At 62.8% G+C, this 17683-nt stretch carries 17 protein-coding genes; 8 read left to right on the top strand and 9 right to left on the bottom strand.

The features are described from left to right. Nucleotides 1–27 precede the first annotated feature (27 nt). The 7 genes from C8C89_RS23160 to C8C89_RS23130 form a co-directional block, all read right to left on the bottom strand. A complete protein-coding gene (locus C8C89_RS23160) occupies nt 28–318 on the bottom strand; it encodes a hypothetical protein (protein ID WP_133992770.1) in 291 nt (96 codons plus the stop codon). 105 nt (nt 319–423) lie between these two features. After that, the gene (locus tag C8C89_RS23155) at nt 424–1770 is read right to left on the bottom strand and encodes a sigma-54 dependent transcriptional regulator (RefSeq protein WP_101480370.1); all 1347 of its coding nucleotides are present in this window, start codon (nt 1768–1770) and stop codon (nt 424–426) included. Next, nucleotides 1770–3656: an ATP-binding protein gene (locus tag C8C89_RS23150; protein ID WP_133992768.1), complete on the bottom strand. Its 1887-nt coding sequence runs from the start codon at nt 3654–3656 to the stop codon at nt 1770–1772. The genes C8C89_RS23155 and C8C89_RS23150 overlap by 1 nt, the downstream gene beginning before the upstream one ends. 234 nt (nt 3657–3890) lie before the next feature. Further along, nucleotides 3891–4682: an ABC transporter ATP-binding protein gene (locus tag C8C89_RS23145; protein WP_034786306.1), complete on the bottom strand. Its 792-nt coding sequence runs from the start codon at nt 4680–4682 to the stop codon at nt 3891–3893. 11 nt (nt 4683–4693) lie between these two features. Continuing rightward, a complete protein-coding gene (locus tag C8C89_RS23140) occupies nt 4694–5515 on the bottom strand; it encodes an ABC transporter permease (RefSeq protein ID WP_101480372.1) in 822 nt (273 codons plus the stop codon). A 30-nt stretch (nt 5516–5545) separates the two neighbouring features. Then, on the bottom strand, nt 5546–6547 hold the full coding sequence (locus C8C89_RS23135) for an ABC transporter substrate-binding protein (RefSeq protein ID WP_101480373.1): 1002 nt from the start codon (nt 6545–6547) through the stop codon (nt 5546–5548). A 406-nt stretch (nt 6548–6953) separates the two neighbouring features. Beyond that, complete coding sequence (locus C8C89_RS23130) at nt 6954–7190, bottom strand: hypothetical protein (RefSeq protein WP_133992766.1); 237 nt, start codon at nt 7188–7190, stop codon at nt 6954–6956. A 447-nt stretch (nt 7191–7637) separates the two neighbouring features. Here C8C89_RS23130 and C8C89_RS23125 point away from each other — a divergent pair, with 447 nt between their 5' ends. Then, nucleotides 7638–8138, top strand: a complete 501-nt coding sequence (locus tag C8C89_RS23125; RefSeq protein ID WP_010396453.1) for a winged helix-turn-helix domain-containing protein — start codon at nt 7638–7640, stop codon at nt 8136–8138. 274 nt (nt 8139–8412) lie between these two features. After that, nucleotides 8413–9285 (top strand): M90 family metallopeptidase, encoded by an 873-nt coding sequence (locus C8C89_RS23120; protein WP_101480376.1) that lies wholly within the window; start codon nt 8413–8415, stop codon nt 9283–9285. 12 nt (nt 9286–9297) lie between these two features. Here the strand turns inward: C8C89_RS23120 and C8C89_RS23115 are convergent, their stop codons facing one another. Both C8C89_RS23115 and C8C89_RS23110 read right to left on the bottom strand, forming a co-directional pair. After that, the gene (locus C8C89_RS23115) at nt 9298–9987 is read right to left on the bottom strand and encodes a LytTR family DNA-binding domain-containing protein (protein WP_101480377.1); all 690 of its coding nucleotides are present in this window, start codon (nt 9985–9987) and stop codon (nt 9298–9300) included. Beyond that, nucleotides 9975–11657 (bottom strand): sensor histidine kinase, encoded by a 1683-nt coding sequence (locus C8C89_RS23110; RefSeq protein ID WP_133992764.1) that lies wholly within the window; start codon nt 11655–11657, stop codon nt 9975–9977. The genes C8C89_RS23115 and C8C89_RS23110 overlap by 13 nt, the downstream gene beginning before the upstream one ends. A 164-nt stretch (nt 11658–11821) precedes the next feature. Between C8C89_RS23110 and C8C89_RS23105 the strand changes: the two genes are divergently transcribed. The 6 genes from C8C89_RS23105 to C8C89_RS23080 all read left to right on the top strand — a co-directional run bounded on the left by C8C89_RS23105 (nt 11822) and on the right by C8C89_RS23080 (nt 17657). Then, nucleotides 11822–13936, top strand: a complete 2115-nt coding sequence (locus tag C8C89_RS23105) for a serine hydrolase domain-containing protein (RefSeq protein WP_133992762.1) — start codon at nt 11822–11824, stop codon at nt 13934–13936. Between the two features lie 95 nt (nt 13937–14031). Then, a complete protein-coding gene (locus tag C8C89_RS23100) occupies nt 14032–14862 on the top strand; it encodes a transporter substrate-binding domain-containing protein (RefSeq protein WP_101480380.1) in 831 nt (276 codons plus the stop codon). Between the two features lie 20 nt (nt 14863–14882). Next, nucleotides 14883–15560 (top strand): amino acid ABC transporter permease, encoded by a 678-nt coding sequence (locus C8C89_RS23095; RefSeq protein ID WP_133992760.1) that lies wholly within the window; start codon nt 14883–14885, stop codon nt 15558–15560. Continuing rightward, on the top strand, nt 15560–16252 hold the full coding sequence (locus C8C89_RS23090; RefSeq protein WP_133992758.1) for an amino acid ABC transporter permease: 693 nt from the start codon (nt 15560–15562) through the stop codon (nt 16250–16252). The genes C8C89_RS23095 and C8C89_RS23090 overlap by 1 nt, the downstream gene beginning before the upstream one ends. Beyond that, nucleotides 16249–16992 carry an amino acid ABC transporter ATP-binding protein gene (locus C8C89_RS23085; RefSeq protein WP_133992756.1) on the top strand — a complete coding sequence of 248 codons (744 nt, stop codon included), beginning with the start codon at nt 16249–16251 and terminating at the stop codon, nt 16990–16992. Before C8C89_RS23090 ends, C8C89_RS23085 begins: the two co-directional genes overlap by 4 nt. Before the next feature lie 98 nt (nt 16993–17090). Next, nucleotides 17091–17657, top strand: coding sequence for a glycine zipper domain-containing protein (locus C8C89_RS23080; protein ID WP_133992754.1), 567 nt, complete (start codon nt 17091–17093; stop codon nt 17655–17657). Nucleotides 17658–17683: the final 26 nt, after the last annotated feature.

The raw sequence follows: 17683 nt of genomic DNA, 5'->3' as shown, positions 1-17683 counted from the left end.
TGGAAGCAACGTGGCGCAGCGCTGATACTATTTCGTAGGGGAGATGGGGATGCTGGGCATAGCGGGTGTGGACGCTGGCGTGGCCGTCGGCTTGTTACGCCGCGTGCGCTTGTCCGTGCGCGCCTTGGCTGGCTTGCCGTCGTGCACCAGCTTGCCTTTGTTGTCCAGTTTGTCGGACTGATCCGATTTCTGGCCCGGATCATTCGGATTGTTGGTGTGGTTGCCCGTCTGGTTGACATTTGTCGTCGACTGGGCTTGTACCCAGGCGCCGCCGACGGTCATCAGGGTGGCGGCCAGCAAGAGAGCGGCGGTTTTCATGGCAGTGTCCTGTGCAAGTGTTGATTCGAGCTGGCATTGTCACACAGGAGTCCGCCCGCACGGGTAGGACGGCGCCTCATGCTTGTGTCGGTTAGTTGCCAATGATTATCGGAATTGCTCCGTCGAGATATCAAAGCGCTTGAGCTTGTCGTACAGGGTTTTCTTTGGGATATTCAGTGCGGCCGCCGCCTCGATGACGTTGCCATTGTGGCGGCGCAAGGCTTCTTCGATGATGGAAATCTCGAAGGTGTCGACTTGCTCGGCCAGCGACGCTTCGCGGCAGCCGGCCGGGCTGAGGGTGTCGTCGAGCAAGCCCAGCACGAAGCGGTCGGCCACATTGTGCAGCTCGCGCACGTTGCCGGCCCAGCGCTGCGCCATCAGGGACGCGATCAGTTCGCCGCTGACGAGGGCGGCCGGCTGGCCATAGCGCAGCGCCGCCTGCAGCACGAAAAACTCGAACAGCAGGGGGATATCCTCGCGCCGGTTGCGCAGCGCCGGCAGGGTCAGGCTGGCCACGTTCAGGCGGTAATACAGGTCGGGGCGGAACTTGCCCTGTTCCGCCAGCACACTCAAGTCTTCCTTGGCGGCCGCAATCACGCGGAAATTGACGGAAATGAGCTTGTTCGATCCCAGGCGTTCGACTTGCCGTTCCTGCAGCACGCGCAGCAGTTTTACTTGCAGGGCCAGCGGCATGCTTTCGATTTCGTCCAGGAACAAGGTGCCGCCGTTGGCGTACTCGATCTTGCCGATGCGCTGGCGTTGCGCGCCCGTAAAGGCACCTTCCTCGTGGCCGAACAGTTCCGATTCAAAAATCGATTCGGGCAGCGCGCCGCAGTTGATCGCCACGAAAGGGTGGTCGCGCCGCTCGCTGAAGTCGTGCAGGCAGCGGGCAATCAGTTCCTTGCCGGTACCCGTTTCGCCCAGGATGATGATGTCGGCCGACTTCGGCGCCAGGTTCAGCACCAGCTGGCGCACCTTGGCCATGGCCGCGCTGCGCCCCACGATGCGCGCCTCGATGCCCACCCGCTGCTCGAGCTGGCGGCGCAAGTTCATGTTTTCCAGCACCAGATGGCGTTTATCGAGCGCGCGCCGGCACACTTCCACCAGCAAGTCGGCGGAAAACGGCTTTTCGATGAAATCGTAGGCGCCACGGCGCATGGCGCCCACGGCCATCGATACGTCGCCATGACCGGTGACGAGGATGACGGGCAGGCTGGCATCCTGCGCCACGGCGATGTCGAGCAGTTTCAAGCCATCCATGCCGGGCAGTTTGATATCGCTCAATAAAATGCCCGCAAATTCGGGCACCAGGTAGGGCAGCGCTTCTTCGGCCGTGGCGACGGCCGTCACTTGCAGCCCTGCCAGTTCCAGCGATTGCCGGGCGCCCTTGCGCACGACGGCATCGTCTTCCACCAGCAGCACTTGCATGCCTTCAAAATTATTCTCGTGCATCAGATGTGTCCTTCGTCTCTCTCCCCCGGGTCGCAGCTCAGGGTGATGGTAAATTGTGCGCCGCCCCCTTCCTGCGCGCTGCGGTTGCGCACGGCCAGTGCGCTGCCGGCCGCGCGCAGTATGCCTGCACTGATCGACAATCCCAAGCCCAGCCCGTGTTCCTTGGTGGTATAAAAAGGGTCGAAGATCTTGTCGAGCGAGGCCAGCGGGATGCCGGGGCCATTATCGGTGATATGCAGCACGGCGAGCTCGCCTTCGCGGCGCACCTGGAACCATATATGCACGGGCTCGCTTTCCGGCACGGCATCCATGGCGTTGGTGATCAGGTTGGTAAACACCTGCTCCAGCCCGATGGCGTTGCACAGCACGATGATGTCGTCCTCAAGCCAGCTTTCATGCAGGGTCAGGCGTTGCGAATGCTTGCGCGTGCGGATTTGCAGCATGGTTTGCGCAAACGCCTGGCGCACGCTGACCGGTTTGCGCGCATCGTCGCTGCGCCGCGCAAAGCCCTTCAGTTGCGAGGTGACATAGCCGAGGCGCTTGACGAGGTCGGAAATGGTGGACAGATTGTCCAGCGCATCGTCGATGCGACCGCGTGCCAAAAAGACTTTGGCATTGTCGGAAAAGGTTTGCAGGGCGGCCAGCGGCTGGTTCAGTTCGTGCGTGACGCCGGCCGCCATCTGCCCGATGGCAGCCAGCTTGCCGCTTTGCACCAGTTCCGCCTGGGCATAGCGCAGGGTCTGTTCGGCCCGCTCGCGTTCGGCCACTTCCGCCTGCAGGCGGCCATTCGCGTGCACCAGGTCGGCCGTGCGCTGTTCGACCTTGATTTCCAGCTGTTCATAGGCGCGCGCCAGGGTTTGTTGCGCATTGAGCTTGTCGGCGATGCGGCGCCGGCGCTGGCGCGCATACATCTGGGCCAGCAGCAGCAAGGCCCAGCCCAGCGCGGCGGCCATGGCCGCGTTGCGCGCCGCCTCGTTGACCTGGTCGAGTTCGGCCAGCACGGTGATTTGCCACTGCAGCGGACCCAGCGAGCGGTTCACGGCCAGGTAGTCGGCGCTGCCGGACAGGGCCGGCGTGTCGCCCGACTGCTGGCGCTCCAGGGTCATGACGCTGGCGCCGTCGGCGAACTGGCGCAGCACCTTGTGCGGCAAAATGGGCAGGTTTTCCTGCAGGAACTGGCGTTGTTCGCTGATATCGTTCTTGGCGGCCGGCGACAGGGGCGCCAGGGTCTTGAACTTGAAGGCTTGCGTGGTGGCCAGGATGATCACGCCATTCGCATCCTTGACCCAGATCTGTTCGCCCGCACCGGGCGTGCGCCACGATTGCTCGATCCAGTCCAGGTTGACCTTGGCGGCGACGATGCCGATGATGCGCCCGTCGCGCAACACGGGCTGGGAAATGAAATAGCCAGCCTCGAAGGTGGAGAAGCCGATGCCGTAGAAGCGGCCGATGCCGCCCGCAATGGCGTTCTTGAAATAGGGACGGAAGCCGTAGTTGACGCCCACGTAGGAACTGCGGTCTTGCCAGTTGCTTGACGCCAGGGTCGTGCCCTTGTCGTCGAGCACGTAGACGGCAAAGGCGCCCGCGCGGCGGTTCATGTCGACCAGGTAGGCGTTGATCTGCGTGACTTTGTCGGCGCTGGGCTGCTCCAGCAGCTGCGCCACGGCATCGCTCTGGGCTACGGCCAGGGGCAGAAATTCGTATTTGTTGAGGGCGCCGCCGATGGATGCGGCATACAGTTCCGCGCGCGAATCGAGCGTGCGGTGCAATTCATCGAGCTGGCGCTGCTTGACCCAGGCATACGACGCCCATGTCAGCATGACCAGTGAACCCACGGCCAGCAGGGGGGCGAGCGCGGGTCTCAGGGGCCATTTGCCGAATGCCATGGTGCTCCGTGTGTCGGGTTGATCTTGCGTGCGCCGCAAAGTAGGAATGGTAGTGTACGGCGGGATTCACCCGAGAGGGTGAATCCTGATTTACGACTGACATGCAAATTTGCAGTGTCTGACAAAACCGTAGCGAGCGGAAGGTAGAGGTGGCCGAGAAGCGGAGCCGTACTCTAGTACGGTGAGCATCGCAGGCCGCCTATACCGACGCGCAGTAGGTTTGGTCAGACACCACTAATCAGCGGTACTCGCCATCGTTTCTGCATTATGGTGCCTTTGCTGCTCTTCCATCACCATCTCGCCCAGCATGCGCTTCAGGCGGTTGAACTCCGGGTCGCTCGGGTCGCGCGGGCGAGGCAGGTCGATGGCCACGTCGCGCTTGATGGTGCCGGGACGGTAGGTCATGACGATGGTGCGGTCGGCCAGGTAGATCGATTCCTCGATCGAGTGCGTGACGAAGACGATGGTGGTGCCGAAGACTTTCCAGATTTTCAGCAATTCATCTTGCAGGTTGCGCCGCGTCAAGGCGTCCAGTGCGCCAAACGGTTCATCCATCAGCATGATGGGCGAATCGAGGGCCAGCACGCGGGCAATGGCCACGCGCTGGCGCATGCCGCCGGACAAGTCTTTCGGGTAGCGGGCACGGAATTCCGTCAAGCCCAGCATGCTCAGCAGCATGTCGACACGTTCCTTGATTTCGGCCGGCGTCTTGCCGGCGATTTCCAGGCCGAAGGCGATATTGCTCTCGATGGTCATCCATGGGAATAGCGCGTATTCCTGGAACACCATGCCGCGGTCGGGACCGGGCTCGGTGATCAGCTTGCCGCCGGCCAGGATCTGGCCGGAAGTCGGCTGCGAGAAGCCGGCGATGGCATTGAGCAGGGTCGACTTGCCGCAGCCCGATGGCCCCAGCAGGCAGATGAACTCGCCGCTGGCAATTTCCAGGTTGATGTCCTTGAGGGCGATGACGTCGGCGCCGCCCGTGGTGAAGATTTTATTGACTGCATTGATATTGATCGTGGTCATGGCCGTTCCTCTCAGTGTTCCAGGCCGCGGTGCCACTGCAGCAAATGATTATTCAGGGCATTCATGGCCATATCGATGGCCAGGCCGAACAGGCCGATGGTAAACATGCCGGCGATAATTTTGTCAGACCAGAAATACTCGCGCGCTTCCAGGATGCGGAAGCCCAGGCCGCTGTTGACGGCGATCATTTCCGCCACGATCACGACGATAAAGGCCGTGCCCATGCCGATGCGCGCGCCGGCCAAAATATACGGCGTGGCCGCTGGCAGGATGACGCGGCGGAACATCGTCATCTGGCTGGCGCCCAGGTTGCGCGCGGCGCGGATATAGATGCCGTCGACCTGGCGCACGCCGGCGATGGTATTCATCAGCACGGGGAAGAAGGAACCGATGCTGATCAGGAAGAAGGCGGGCGGATTGCCCAGGCCGAACCACAAAATCGCCAGCGGGATGTAGGCGATGGGCGGAATCGGGCGCAGCACCTGCACCAGCGGGTCGAACAGTTTATAGATGGTCTTGTTGGTGCCCATCAGCAAGCCCAGCGGCAAGGCCAGGCCGGCGCCGATGGCGAAGCCGCCCAGCACGCGCGAGAGGCTGGCCCACGCGTCGTGCGGCAGTTCGCCGGAGAACATCCACACCAGGTAGTTGCCCGCTTCCGGCGTGTACGCTTGCATGGGAATCAGGTATTCATACCACTTCACCAGTACGGCCACGGGCGAGGGCAGGATTTGCGGATTGATCCAGCCAAACGTGGACAGTGCTTGCCAGAACAGCAACACGACCACGGGCACGATGGCACCGTGCGCGAAGCGTTTCATCATTTGAATATTCATCGTGACACTTTCAGATTAGCGTGGTCGTGTTTAGCGTGCTACGTAGGACTTCTTGGCTTTTTCCAGCAAGTCCAGCTTGACCCAATCCTGGGCGGCAGGCGCCTTGGCCATGCGGCCCACGCCAAATTTCACCATGTAGTCGGTGGTCAGCTGCACGTGGCTTTGCGTGATGTCTTCCGTGAAGATGGCGTTGTCGATGGCATCGCGGTAATCCTCGGACGTGATCTGGTTCTTGAACATCGATTCGCGCACGTATTTTTCCGCCAGTTTCGGGTCGGCCAGGAAGGCGCGGGTGGCGGCGACGAAGCAATCCATGAAGCGCTGGGCCACGGCCGGCTTTTCCTTGTACATCTTTTCCGTCATCACGAGGGCGCGCACGGGCTCGCCCAACGGCGTGTCATACGGCTTGATGATGGCCGCACCGTATTTCTTGTGGATGGCTTGCGTGGAGTAGGGCTCGGACTGGCTCATGACGTCGATATCCTTGGTCAGCAGCGCCTGGTTCAGGTCCGGGTAGCCCATGTACAGGATTTGCACGTCCTTGCCCGGCTTGTCGGACCAGGTCAGCTTGGCCTTGGTGAGTTCGGCAAACAGCAGGATTTCCTGTGGGCCGCCGCGCGTGACGCCGACTTTCTTGCCTTTCAGATCGGCAATGCCCTTGATGTTCAGGTCGGGACGCCCGACGATTTGCACGCCGCCCTTGGCGAAGCCGCCCACCAGGTACACGGGCAAGCCCGTGGCGCGGCCCGTGATGGCCGCTTCCAGCGCGCTGGCGGACACGTCGATTTCGCCGGCGATCATGGCCGGCACGATGTCGAGGCCCTTGGCGAAGATGCGTTCTTCGATCTTCAGGTCGTATTTGGGCGCGATTTCCTTCATGTAGGCGACGGCGCCGTAATGGGCGAATTTCAGGTTGCCCAGGCGTACCAGGTCGGCCGCGTGGACGGCCAGCGGGAATTGTGCGGCCAGTGCGACGGCCACGGCCAGTGCCTTGGTGTTCAGTAAGGACGAGATGCGGAAGGTGCTTGCCATGCTGTTGTCTCCAAAAAGTAGATGGTTTTTATATAGTGGGTCAGGCTGCCGCTCTGGTGGCGGTTATGAAAATATAAAAGCATCTTCCGTGCCAGTGGAGCGCATTTTGGCGTTTATTGCAAGTGATTGTTTATAAAGGTTTAATTTGATTTTGTTGAAAGCGGGAAATATGGATATTCCGTCTTTCCGCACGGCGAGGGTAAAGCTCGTGCGGAATGCCGCATTCTTGGCGGGTGGATTTCATGCTGGCCGGTGCTGCGCCTGCCGTGGAACCTTCATGGCGTGACCGACTCCAATCGTAAAAAAACGCGTTGCAAACAGGCTGGCAACGCGTAACTCCCCCGAGGAGTAGGGGCGGCGCCGCGCGGGCGCCTGCGGGATCGCCGTCTGGCGGCCCTCGTCTGACTTATTTTGGCGTGGTGGCGGGCGGCAGTGCTGGCGCGGTGGCCGGATCGGTCAGCGGCGCGGGCGGTGTCACGTGGCCGGGACCCGTCTCCGGCATGGCCGGGGTCACGGGAGCAGGCATCACTTGTGGGGCGGACGTGGGGTTGGGCGCCGTTTCGGGTAGCGGCGCTTCTGCCGGTTTTTTACAGGCGGACAGGGTGACGAGCAAGGCGGAGGCCAACAGGGCAGGTATTTTCATGATGTTTCCTTTGCAAGAGTCGAAGGTTCGCGATGCGGGCGGCGGCGCCGCGCGCGAAGCTTAAATTTATTGCAAGATTGTCGACGCATCTGTTCGCTACTTCACCATGAACGCAGAAATGTCACCGTGTTTAGATGTCGTATGGAAATAATTCAGTAGGGAAATATTTTTCACTTTCTTGCTTCTAATGTTCGTTAACGCACAGACCAAGGAAGAGCAGGGTGGCATTCTGTGCCCAGACGCTCAGGATTCGTGGTGTTCTGGTATAAAAATTGCCAAGAACTTAACAATCCGGGCTACCGGCAATCGTTTAAAAGGAGTATTCAAATGCATGCAATGACTCAGTCTCACGTGAAGAGCGAATTAAAGGCAGCGCACCAGGAACTTCGTAGCCCCGAAAAAGGCTCGCAAATGGTAGAACGCGCAGCACCCATCCCCCCGGAGCGCATGAATCCCATTTCCATGGCACCGATAGAGCGCGTGCGTTCGACGTCGGCCACCCTGCGCCGCATCGAAAACATGCAAAAACTGATCGGCGAACTGTCGCTGCACGAGATGCTGGCCGATGAAATCGCCTGGTTCCTCAAGTTTTCGCCATCGGGTGCCCGCAAATACATCCGCGACCTGCGCGAAGCGGGCGTGATCGAACTGGCCCGCTACATCGAAGGCACCGCCACTTATCTGGGCAAGGCAGTGTACCAGCTGACGCCAGATCCAGAGCGCGTGCGTGCTTTCCTGGCCGCTATCGTCCAGCCAAAACGCGAAGGCGCGCCACCGCGCAAGGATCGTCCCGGCCTGCGCGAGCAAAGCATGGCTGGCAGCGGCCGCCACTTCCACATCCTGGCCGATGACACGCATTACGCCATCCGCGTCAACCGCGGTCCCGTGACGCGCGATCCATTGGTTGCCGCCCTGTTTGGTGCGCCTCAGCAGAAGGCTGCAGAGTAAACAATATTGCGCCTGACTGGCCGCGCGGCGGCTGGCGGGCCTGATGCTTGTCGTGTGCATTATCGGAAGCATGTTGAAAGCCGGGTTAAGCCCCGGCTTTTGGCGTTGGACCAGGCCCTTTGATCTTGGCGGATTGAAAAGAAGTTAATCAACCCCATGTGGGCTGGACTGCCCGCCCGTCCCGATGCGGGTTCATTCGAAGGAGCTTGTCCTTGTCTGCCTACGCCGTTTCCCTTGGTCTCATTTCCCTCCTTGTCCTGAAGCGGGCCGTCCCATGAATCCGCTGCTATGGATCGTCCTCGTCACGGCCGCCATCGTCTTTTCGCTGTGGTTCCCCCGCTGGCGTTTGAGGCGTGCCCTGGCCAGGCCCTTGCCGCCCGAAGGCCTGGCCGTGCTGGAAAAGAATATTCCCGTGTATGCGCACATGCCGGCGCCGCTGCAGGAACAATTGCGCCGTCTCGTCGTGCAATTCCTGTACCAGAAGAAATTCGTCGGCTGTGGCGGCCTGGAGATCACCGATGAGATGCGCTACACCATCGCCGGCCAGGCCTGCCTGCTGCTGCTGAATCGTCAGACGCAGGTGTATCCTGAACTCGACACCATCCTTGTGTATCCCACGGAATTCATTGTCACGCGCAATGAAGTGGGGCCGGGCGGCGTGGTGACGCCATCGGCGAATGGTTTATTGGGCGAATCCTGGGGCGATGGCCGCGTGGTGCTGGCCTGGGACCACGTGCAGCGCGGGGCCGCCGACTGGACTGATGGCCACAATGTGGTGTTGCATGAATTCGCCCACCAGCTCGACAGTGAATCGGGCGCCGCGAATGGCGCGCCTTACCTGCCCAGCGTGTCCAGCTACCGCAGCTGGGCCACGGTGCTGTCGCGCGACTTCGACAATCTGCGCCACGACGCCATGGTTCAGCAGCAAAGCGTGATGGACCATTACGGCGCCACCAATCCCGCCGAATTCTTTGCCGTGGCCACGGAAACCTTTTTTGAAAAGCCCTACCAGATGGCCGAGCACCATGCAGAGCTGTATGCGCAATTTTTGCAATACTACAAGGTCGACCCGCGCGACTGGATGGCGCCGCCCGTGGAAGCCGAGCACATGGCTTCGCCATTTCCCAACTTTGCCCAGCATTGGTAGCCGGCCTGCATTTCAGCCCAGCAGCCGCTGTTTCAGCGCCGGATAGCTGCTGCGCGACACGGGGATGCCCGTGCTGGTCTGCGTGTCGAGCGCGTATTTTCCGCCCGCGGCGATCTGCAGCCGCTTGAAACCCAGGCTGTTGACGATGTAGGAGCGGTGCACGCGCAGGAAGTGGGGCGGCAGCAAGGCCATGAGCTTGTCGATAGGCAAGTCGTGAAAGCAGTGCTCGCCGCTGCGCAGCACGATATTGCTGTAGTGGCCATCGGCTTGCACGTGGTCGATGTCTGCCATGGCGATCCATTCCAGCGCGCCCCGTTTCTTGACGGCCAGCGAGGCCGCTTCCGTGTGCCGCCCGGTATAACGTTGCAGCGCCTTGTGCAGGCGCTCGCGGCTGAAAGGCTTGGCGACGAAGTCGAGTACGCCAAATTCGAACGCGGTGATAGAGCGTTCTGCGTGGGCCGAGACGATGATGGTCTGGAACGGGGCTTTTTGGACCTGGCGCAGCAAGTCGTAGCCGTCCGCGCCGTGCAGGTGCAAGTCCAGCAGCAACAAGTCATAGTCATGCTGCCGCAAGGCGGCCAGCGCCTGTTCCACATTGTCATGTAGCGCCAGCGCCGCCAGGCGTGCGCCGAAATGCGCGCGCACCTCGCGTTCCAGGCCTTGCGCGATCAGCGGTTCATCTTCCAGTATCAAGACATGCATGGTGTCACCGGCAAGGTGAAGGTGAGGCGCCAGCCTGCTGGCTGTTGTTTGCTGGCATATCCGCTGGCATAGCTTGCGGCATCGCCGAAGACGGCATGCAGGCTGGCGCGGATGTACTGTTCACCCACGCCGCTGCCCGCATGCGGGCGCGCCTCGCCTTCGGGCAAGATCAGGGTAAGTACTTGCGTCTGCGCAAGCCTGGCAATGTGCAGGACAAACAGGGCACCCTGGCGGTAGCGGTTGTGGCTGAACGCATTTTCCAGCGCCGTCAGCAGCATGGCGGGCGGCACGGTGATGCCCGCCGCCTCGCCATCGAACTGCAAACGGCACGGCTGCTGCAGCCGCGTGCCCATGATGCTCAGGTAATTCTCGCACAGGGCCAATTCCTGCGTCAGGGCAATGCTGGGCTGCTGGGCAAACTCGTTGAGCATGCGCAACTCGGCGCCCAGCGCCTCGATGAAGGTTTCGGCCGCCTGCGGCGACTGCGCATTGAGTTCGCTGATCAGGCTGAGGGAATTCATCAGGAAATGCGGTTGCATGCTTTTGCGCAAGAGCTGGTTTTCCAGTTGCTGGGCGCGCGCCGCCTTGCTACGTTCGTGCAACAGCTGTGCCAGCAATTGCGCGCACAGGGGCAGCAGCAAAAAGCACACGACGAGGGCGAAGCCGCCTTCGGCAAACTGGCTGCCCGTCAACAGAAACAGGGCACACGAGGCCAGCGCGATCAGCGCGCCGCCGCGGCTGCCCGGCAGGCGGCGCCACAGGGCAAGCAGGTTGAGCGCCAGGCTCGCTGCCAGGCCCGTCAGAAACATCAGCCAGCAGCGCGCGTCGAAATGCGCGGGCAGCGCGCCGGCCAGCGCGATGCATGCCAGCAGCACTGCCGCCGCCAGGGGCCAGCGCGGCAGGCGCCAGGCCGTATAAAAATACAGGGGCAGCAAGGCGGAAAACAGCCAGGTCAGGGCGCTGACGGCATACAGGCGCGGCAAGTGCCAGGGATAGGCATAGCCGGTCAAGCTGCGCCAGATCTCCACCACCAGCAGCAGCGCCGCCACCAGGCACAGCGCGGAAAACATGGACCAGTGCCGTTGCCGCTGGTACAGCACCGTCAAGGCCAGGAAGAGCAGGGCGACGGCGCCCAGCGCCCCGGCCAGCAGCAGCGGCGGCAGCCGGTACCAGGCCAGCCCCGCGCGGTAGTCTTGCCGGTCGACCAGGTACAGCGCATAAAATGGCGACGCCAGGTGCGCCGGCACCTGCTGCGTCGATAACAGCAGGCGCAGGTGGTGCTTGCCGGCGGTCAGCTGCTGTGGCGTCAGGTGGATGGCGAAATCGATGTCACCCGCACGTTCCCCGCTGGCCTGACGGGCCGGTTGGCCATTGCTGCCGATCAATACGCCATCCAGCCACAGCTCGCTGGAAGTCAGCGCGGACAGTACCAGCAGCTGCGTCGACGATGGCGTGGCGGCCAGGGTGACGTCGCGCTCGACGCACAGCAGCTGGCCCGGCCGGACCAGCTGCTGCAGTGAGGCGGCTGGCGCAGATGGTGTGTTGCCGCAAGTGCGCCAGCCTTCGTCCAGCCATAGCGGCTGCATGGCGCAGGCAAAGGTGGGCAAGGCCAGGCAGCAAGCGAGGCAGTACCGCAGCAGGTAGTGGAAGTAAGAGGGCATGGCGGGCATTGTAGCTGCTCATTTGCGACCCCTTTGCAACATTTTCATCAACTTCGGTGCCGTTCGTGCGGGGCAAGTGCATTTCGTGCACCGCCCGCCAAAAATGTGTAAAAGACACTTACCATGCATCAGCGCCGCGTGGTGGACGCGGCCCTCACCAGGAATGATTGACTATGCAAAGCAGCAAACATTACGGTTTCGCCGGCGCACTGGCGCTATTGTGCGGCGTGGCGCAGGCCGCTTCCGAACCTGCCCCCGCTCTGGCCGCGCGCCTGGCGGACTTCGACGGCTGGGCGGCCCAGCGCATGGCCACGCAGCGCTTGCCGGGCGTGACCGTCGGTTTCAGCCAGGGCGACGTGGAATGGGTGAAGGGTTACGGCTATGCCGACCTGGAAAACCGCGTGCCGGCCACGGCCCGCTCCAGCTACCGGCTGGCGTCCGTCACCAAGCCCATGACGGCGGTAGCCATTTTGCAACTGGTCGAACAGGGCAAGGTCGACCTGGATGCGCCCGTGCAAACCTATGTGCCGTACTTCCCCGTCAAACCGTTCCCCGTGACGGTGCGCCAGCTGCTGGGCCACCTGGGCGGCATCGATGCCTACCGCAATAGCCAGGTGGAACAGCATTTCAAGGAGCACAAGGATACGCGCCAGTCCATCGCCGTGTTCGAGCAGTTCGACCTGATCGCCGAACCGGGCACGCGCTTCCGCTACACCAGCTATGGCTACAACTTGCTGGGCGCCGTCATCGAGGGCGCCTCGGGCGAAAGCTATGGCGGCTACATGCGGCGCCATGTGTGGGGGCCGCTGGGCATGGATGCCACCGTGCTGGATGACCCGGACGCCGTGATCGCCCATCGCGTGCGCGGCTACCGGCTGGCCGGTAAAGAGTTGAAGAATTCCGAATTCGTCGACATCAGCAGCCGCTTTTCGGCCGGCGGCACACGCGCAAGCGTGCCCGACATGCTGGCGTTCGGCAGGGGAGTCCATGCAGGCAAGATACTGTCGGCGGCCAGCGTGGCCGCCATGGTGCAGCCGATGGCCACGCGCGCCGGCCGCTTGACGCACTATGGCATGGGCTGGGAAATCTTCCCCACGGGTGGGCGCTACGCCATCGCCCATAGCGGCCAGCAGCCGGAAACCGTCACCTATCTGTACAGTTTTCCCTCGCGCAAGCTCACCATTGCCGTCGCCGCCAATCTCGAGCGCGTCAATCCGGAAGCGTTCGTGCAGCGCCTGTTCGAGGTGGTCACGGGCGAGCCGTGGCAGCTGAAAACGTATATCGCCGACGCGGGCGCGCAGCGCGCTTACCAGGTGGCGCAGGGCCTGTTCGAGGAGGGCAGGGCGCACGCCGAGCGCACGCATGAACCTTATGCCGATGCGGCCGCCACGCGCCTAGCCTTTACGCAAATCAACGGGCAAGCGCTGGCGCCGGACGCCACTGTGGCGCGCCCCTTCATCGAGGCGGCCCGCCATCCCGCCGGCGGGAGAGTCTTCCTGGCGGCCGGCGCCAGCATGGCCGAGGCGCTGCGCCAGTCGGGCATTGACCTGGACACCTATTCGCGCGGTGGCGCGCTGGCGTTTGCGCGCGACTATGTCCTGTTGTCGCGAAGCAAAGCGGCCGGCACCTTGCCCCGTTTTGACCCCGCCTTCGAGCAAGCCATCGTGGCCCTGGCCGCCAGTTGGGACCGCACGTCCGCCATCGCCTGGCCGGCCGCACCTGCACCCGCCTCCGCCTCCATCGCCGCAATCGACAGGCAGCTGCGTGCGGCCTTCCACGGCCAGCGCGCCTATCCCGATTTCGTGCCCGAGCTGCAAGAACTGGCGCAAGCGTCGGCCGGGCGCGGCGAGGCGGAATCGGCGCTGGCGGCCAGCCGCCTGGCAGTGGAGCTGTATCCGCTCAGCGATCGCGCACATGCGCTGCAGGGCTTGACCTTGCTGGGCGCCGGCAAGCGGGAACCGGCCCTTGCCGCCCTGCGCCTGGCGCTGGCCCGCGATCCGCTGGGTGCGGCCAGTCCGGCGGCGCTGAACCTGGAAGCTTACCGCTTGAAAGGCAGCGGCGCCGTGGCACAAGGCATGGCCGTGCTGCAGGCGGCCGCCAGCCTGCATCCGCGCGATGCGAATCTGCAGGACAGCCTGGCCGAGTTTTATGTCGAGCAAGGCTTGCGCCCGCAGGCGGTAGCAGCGTATCGCCAGGCGCTGCAGCTCGATCCCCGCTATCCGGGCGCTGTGGGCGCCAGGGCGGCAATCATTCGCCTCGGTGGCGAGACGAAGGCGCTGGCGCCTTAGATGAATTCTGCATAAACATGGGTGAAAAGATTCCTTTTTGGAAATAAGCGCGCCGCGGTCTAATGGCGGCATTCGTTATCCACCAGAGGAATTCCATGCAGACCCGTCTTCACTTCGCCGCGCTTCTTTTCACCTCCATCGCCTTCACGCAAGTGGCGCAAGCGGACCAGCTGGCCGCCATCAAGGCGAAGGGCGAGCTGGTCTGCGGCACCCTGGGAACGGACGAGCCGAACAGTTTCATCGACGCCAAGTCGCGCCAGCTGGTCGGCTATGAAGTGGACCTGTGCCGCGCCATCGCCCAGGGCCTCGGTGTCAAACCGGTGATCAAGCAGCTGGCCGTGGCTGCCCGCATCCCCGAATTGCAGCAGGGTCGCATCGATATCCTGACAGCGTCCCTGACGCACAACAAGGAACGTGAAGCCTTGATCGACTTTTCCCTCTCCACGTTTTACACGGGCCAGCGCGTGCTGGTCAAAAAAAGCAGCAATATCACGACGGTCGCGGGCCTGGCCGGCAAGAAAGTGCTGACCGTCAAGGGCGGCACGCAGGAACCGAATATCCGCAAGGCCGTGCCCGGCGTGGACGTGGTGACGTTCGAGACGGCGGGCCAGGCCTATCTGGGCTTGCAGCAAGGCAAGGGCGTCGGCTATGTCGACGATGAAGTCTCGCTGCTGAATAATTACGCCAAGCTGGGCGCCGCGCAAAAGGATTATCTTGTGCTGCCGCAAAACATCAGTCAGGAAGTGTTTGCCTTCGGCATCCGCAAGGGCGAGACGGGCGTGAAAACAGCCGTCGACCAGGTGCTGCGCGGGCTGGAAAAATCGGGCGAGGCAGAAAAACTGTTTTTCAAATGGTATGGCCCGACCAGCAATGTGAAATTTCAAAAACGCACATTCAAGATCGAATCGGACAAGATCGACGCCTGAACCTCGCCTGACTCTTCCGCATGTTTGATCTGAACTTTTTGCTGTCCGGCGACTACCGCGACTGGCTGGTTTCCGGCTTGCTGCTGTCATTGCACCTGATGGGCATCACCTTGCTGCTGGCCCTGCCGCTGGCGTGCGGTGTCGCCATGCTGCGCCTCGCCCCGTCGCGCCTGCTCAATGCCCTGGGCGCCGCGTATGTCGAGCTGATCCGCAACGTGCCCTTGCTGGCGCACTTCCTGTTCTGGTACTTCGGCGCACCAGAACTGCTGCCCGACACGTGGAAGGAGCGCTTGTATGCCGGCAATATCGAAGCCGTCAGCGCCGTCACTGCCCTGACTTTATACACGGCCGCCTACATGGCGGAAGACATCCGCAGCGGTATCCGCGCCATTCCTGTCCAGCAATTCGAGGCGGGCCGGGCGCTGGGTTTCAGTTTTCTCGCCACCATGCGCCTGTGCATCCTGCCGCAGGCGCTGCGCCTGGCCGCGCCGCCGTTGCTGTCGCAAACCCTGAACCTGTGGCAAAACACCAGCATCGCCACCGTCATCGGCGTGGCCGAGCTGATGTACCAGACGCAGCGCGTGGAAGCGGCCTCGTTCCGCAGCGTCGAGGCGTTCGTCTTCGCCAGCGTGGCTTACCTGCTCGTCTCCCTGGTGATCGCCGGCCTGGCAGCCTTGCTGCAAAGGAAGGTGTCCTGATGCTGGAACTGTTGCAGGACTACTGGCTGTATTTTCTCGTGGGACGCTATCCCGAGGGGCCGCTGGGCGGTTTGGCGCTGACGGTGCTGCTGGCCAGCCTGGCGCTGGTGCTCAGCTTGCCCTTCGGCCTGCTGCTGGGGCTGGCGCGCCTGAGTCCCTGGCGATTGTTGCGCTGGCCTGTCGCCGCGCTGATCCACGTGGTGCGGGGCATCCCCTTGCTGCTGGTGATCTTCTGGGCATATTTCTTCCTGCCCAGCATCACCGGCCACGAAAGCGGGCAGTTCGGCACCATGCTGGCGGCCCTCGTCATCTTCGACGGTATTTACCTGGCCGAGATCGTGCGCGCCGGCGTGCAAGCCGTGCCCAAGGGGCAGGTGGAGGCGGCCCGTTCGCTGGGCTTGAACTACCGGGACAGCATGCGCTCGGTGGTGTTGCCGCAGGCGCTGCGCCACATGCTGCCCTCGCTGGTCAACCAGTTCGTCTCGACGATCAAGGAAACGTCGCTCGGTACCATCATCGGCCTGGCCGAAGTGTCGTTCATCGCCTCGCAAGTCAATGGCCTGGTGCTGACGAAACCCGTGCAAGTGTATTTCCTGCTGGGCATGACGTATTTTGTTTTGTGTTTCAGCCTGTCGCGCGCCGCCTTCTGGCTCGAGCGGCGCCAGGCGCGACTCTTGAAAGCGGTAGCATGATTAGCTTTGACAACGTCAATAAATACTATGGCGAGTATCACGCCTTGAGCGGCATCAATGAACACGTCGCCAAGGGCGAAGTACTGGTCGTGTGCGGCCCGTCCGGTTCCGGCAAGTCGACCCTGATCCGCACCATCAACCGTCTGGAGGCGATCGCCTCGGGCCGCATCACGGTGGCGGGCCAGGACATTTACGCTCCGGGGCTGGACGTGAATGCCTTGCGTTCGCACATCGGTTTTGTGTTTCAGCAATTCAACCTGTTTCCCCATTTATCGGTGCTGGACAATTGCGCGCTGGCGCCGCAGCGCTTGCGCGGCCTCAGCCGGCGCGAAGCGCAAGAGCGGGCGCTGGCCCTGCTGGAACGGGTGGGGCTGGCGCACAAGGCGCACGCCATGCCGGCTGCCCTGTCGGGCGGGCAGCTGCAGCGGGTGGCCATCGCCCGCGCGCTGGCCATGCAGCCGCCGCTGATGCTGTTCGACGAACCGACCAGCGCGCTGGACCCGGAAATGGTGGGCGAGGTGCTGCAAGTGATGCGCGACCTGGCGCAGGGCGGCATGACGATGGTATGCGTCACGCACGAGATGGGTTTCGCGCGCGAGGTGGCGGACCGCGTCTGGTTCATGGATCACGGGCAAGTGCTGGAGCGGGCCACGCCCGAAGAGTTCTTTGCGCGGCCGCAACATGCGCGCGCCCAACAGTTCCTGTCCGATATCCGCAGCCCGTTCAGCGTGTCCGCATGATCGGCTGTGTGCGCAAGCGAACGGTATTTCGCTGTCGGTGAGCGCACTCTAGAAGAGTGGCGCATGGTGCGCCCGCAGCCGACCAGGAGGGCCGTATCATGTCACGCATCATTGCAGGTCATTTTCAGTTGCAGGAGCAGCTAGACGCCGCGCGCGCCGCCCTGAACCAGGCGGGCTTTCCCGATAGCCGCATCAGCGCCTTCTTCGTCAACCAGCCGGGCCAGCACGACTTGCACGCGTTTGGCGGCGACCGCGACGTGTCGCCTGGGGCCAAAGAGACGCCGGAGGGCGTGGTCGAAGGCGTGGCCGTCGGGGCCGCCGTGGGCGCGGGCATCGGCGCGGCCGCCACCCTGGCGACGGGGCCGCTGGGCCCGGTGGTGGGAGCGCTGGTGGGCGCCCACGTGGGCTCGCTCTACAGTTTCAATAAAATGAAGGAGGCGGGCGAATCCGAGAAGCATGGCGACAAGAACGGCGAAAACCGCCGCCAGCCACGCCATCCGGGCATGCTGATTGCCGTGGCACTGGGCGGCCTCGACGAGCGCGAACGGGCGCTCGAGGTGATGCACCGGCTGGGCGCCGAGCATATCGAGGAAGCGGAAGGCACGATTGCCAATGGCGACTGGTACGACTTTGATCCGCTCAGCATTCCCGTGCTGGTGGCGTGAGCCTGCGCACCAGCCGTGCAATATGC

The organism is Janthinobacterium sp. 75 (assembly GCF_004365495.1).
GTDB lineage: Bacteria > Pseudomonadota > Gammaproteobacteria > Burkholderiales > Burkholderiaceae_D > Janthinobacterium.
This window is presented reverse-complemented; position numbering and strand designations above follow the sequence as displayed.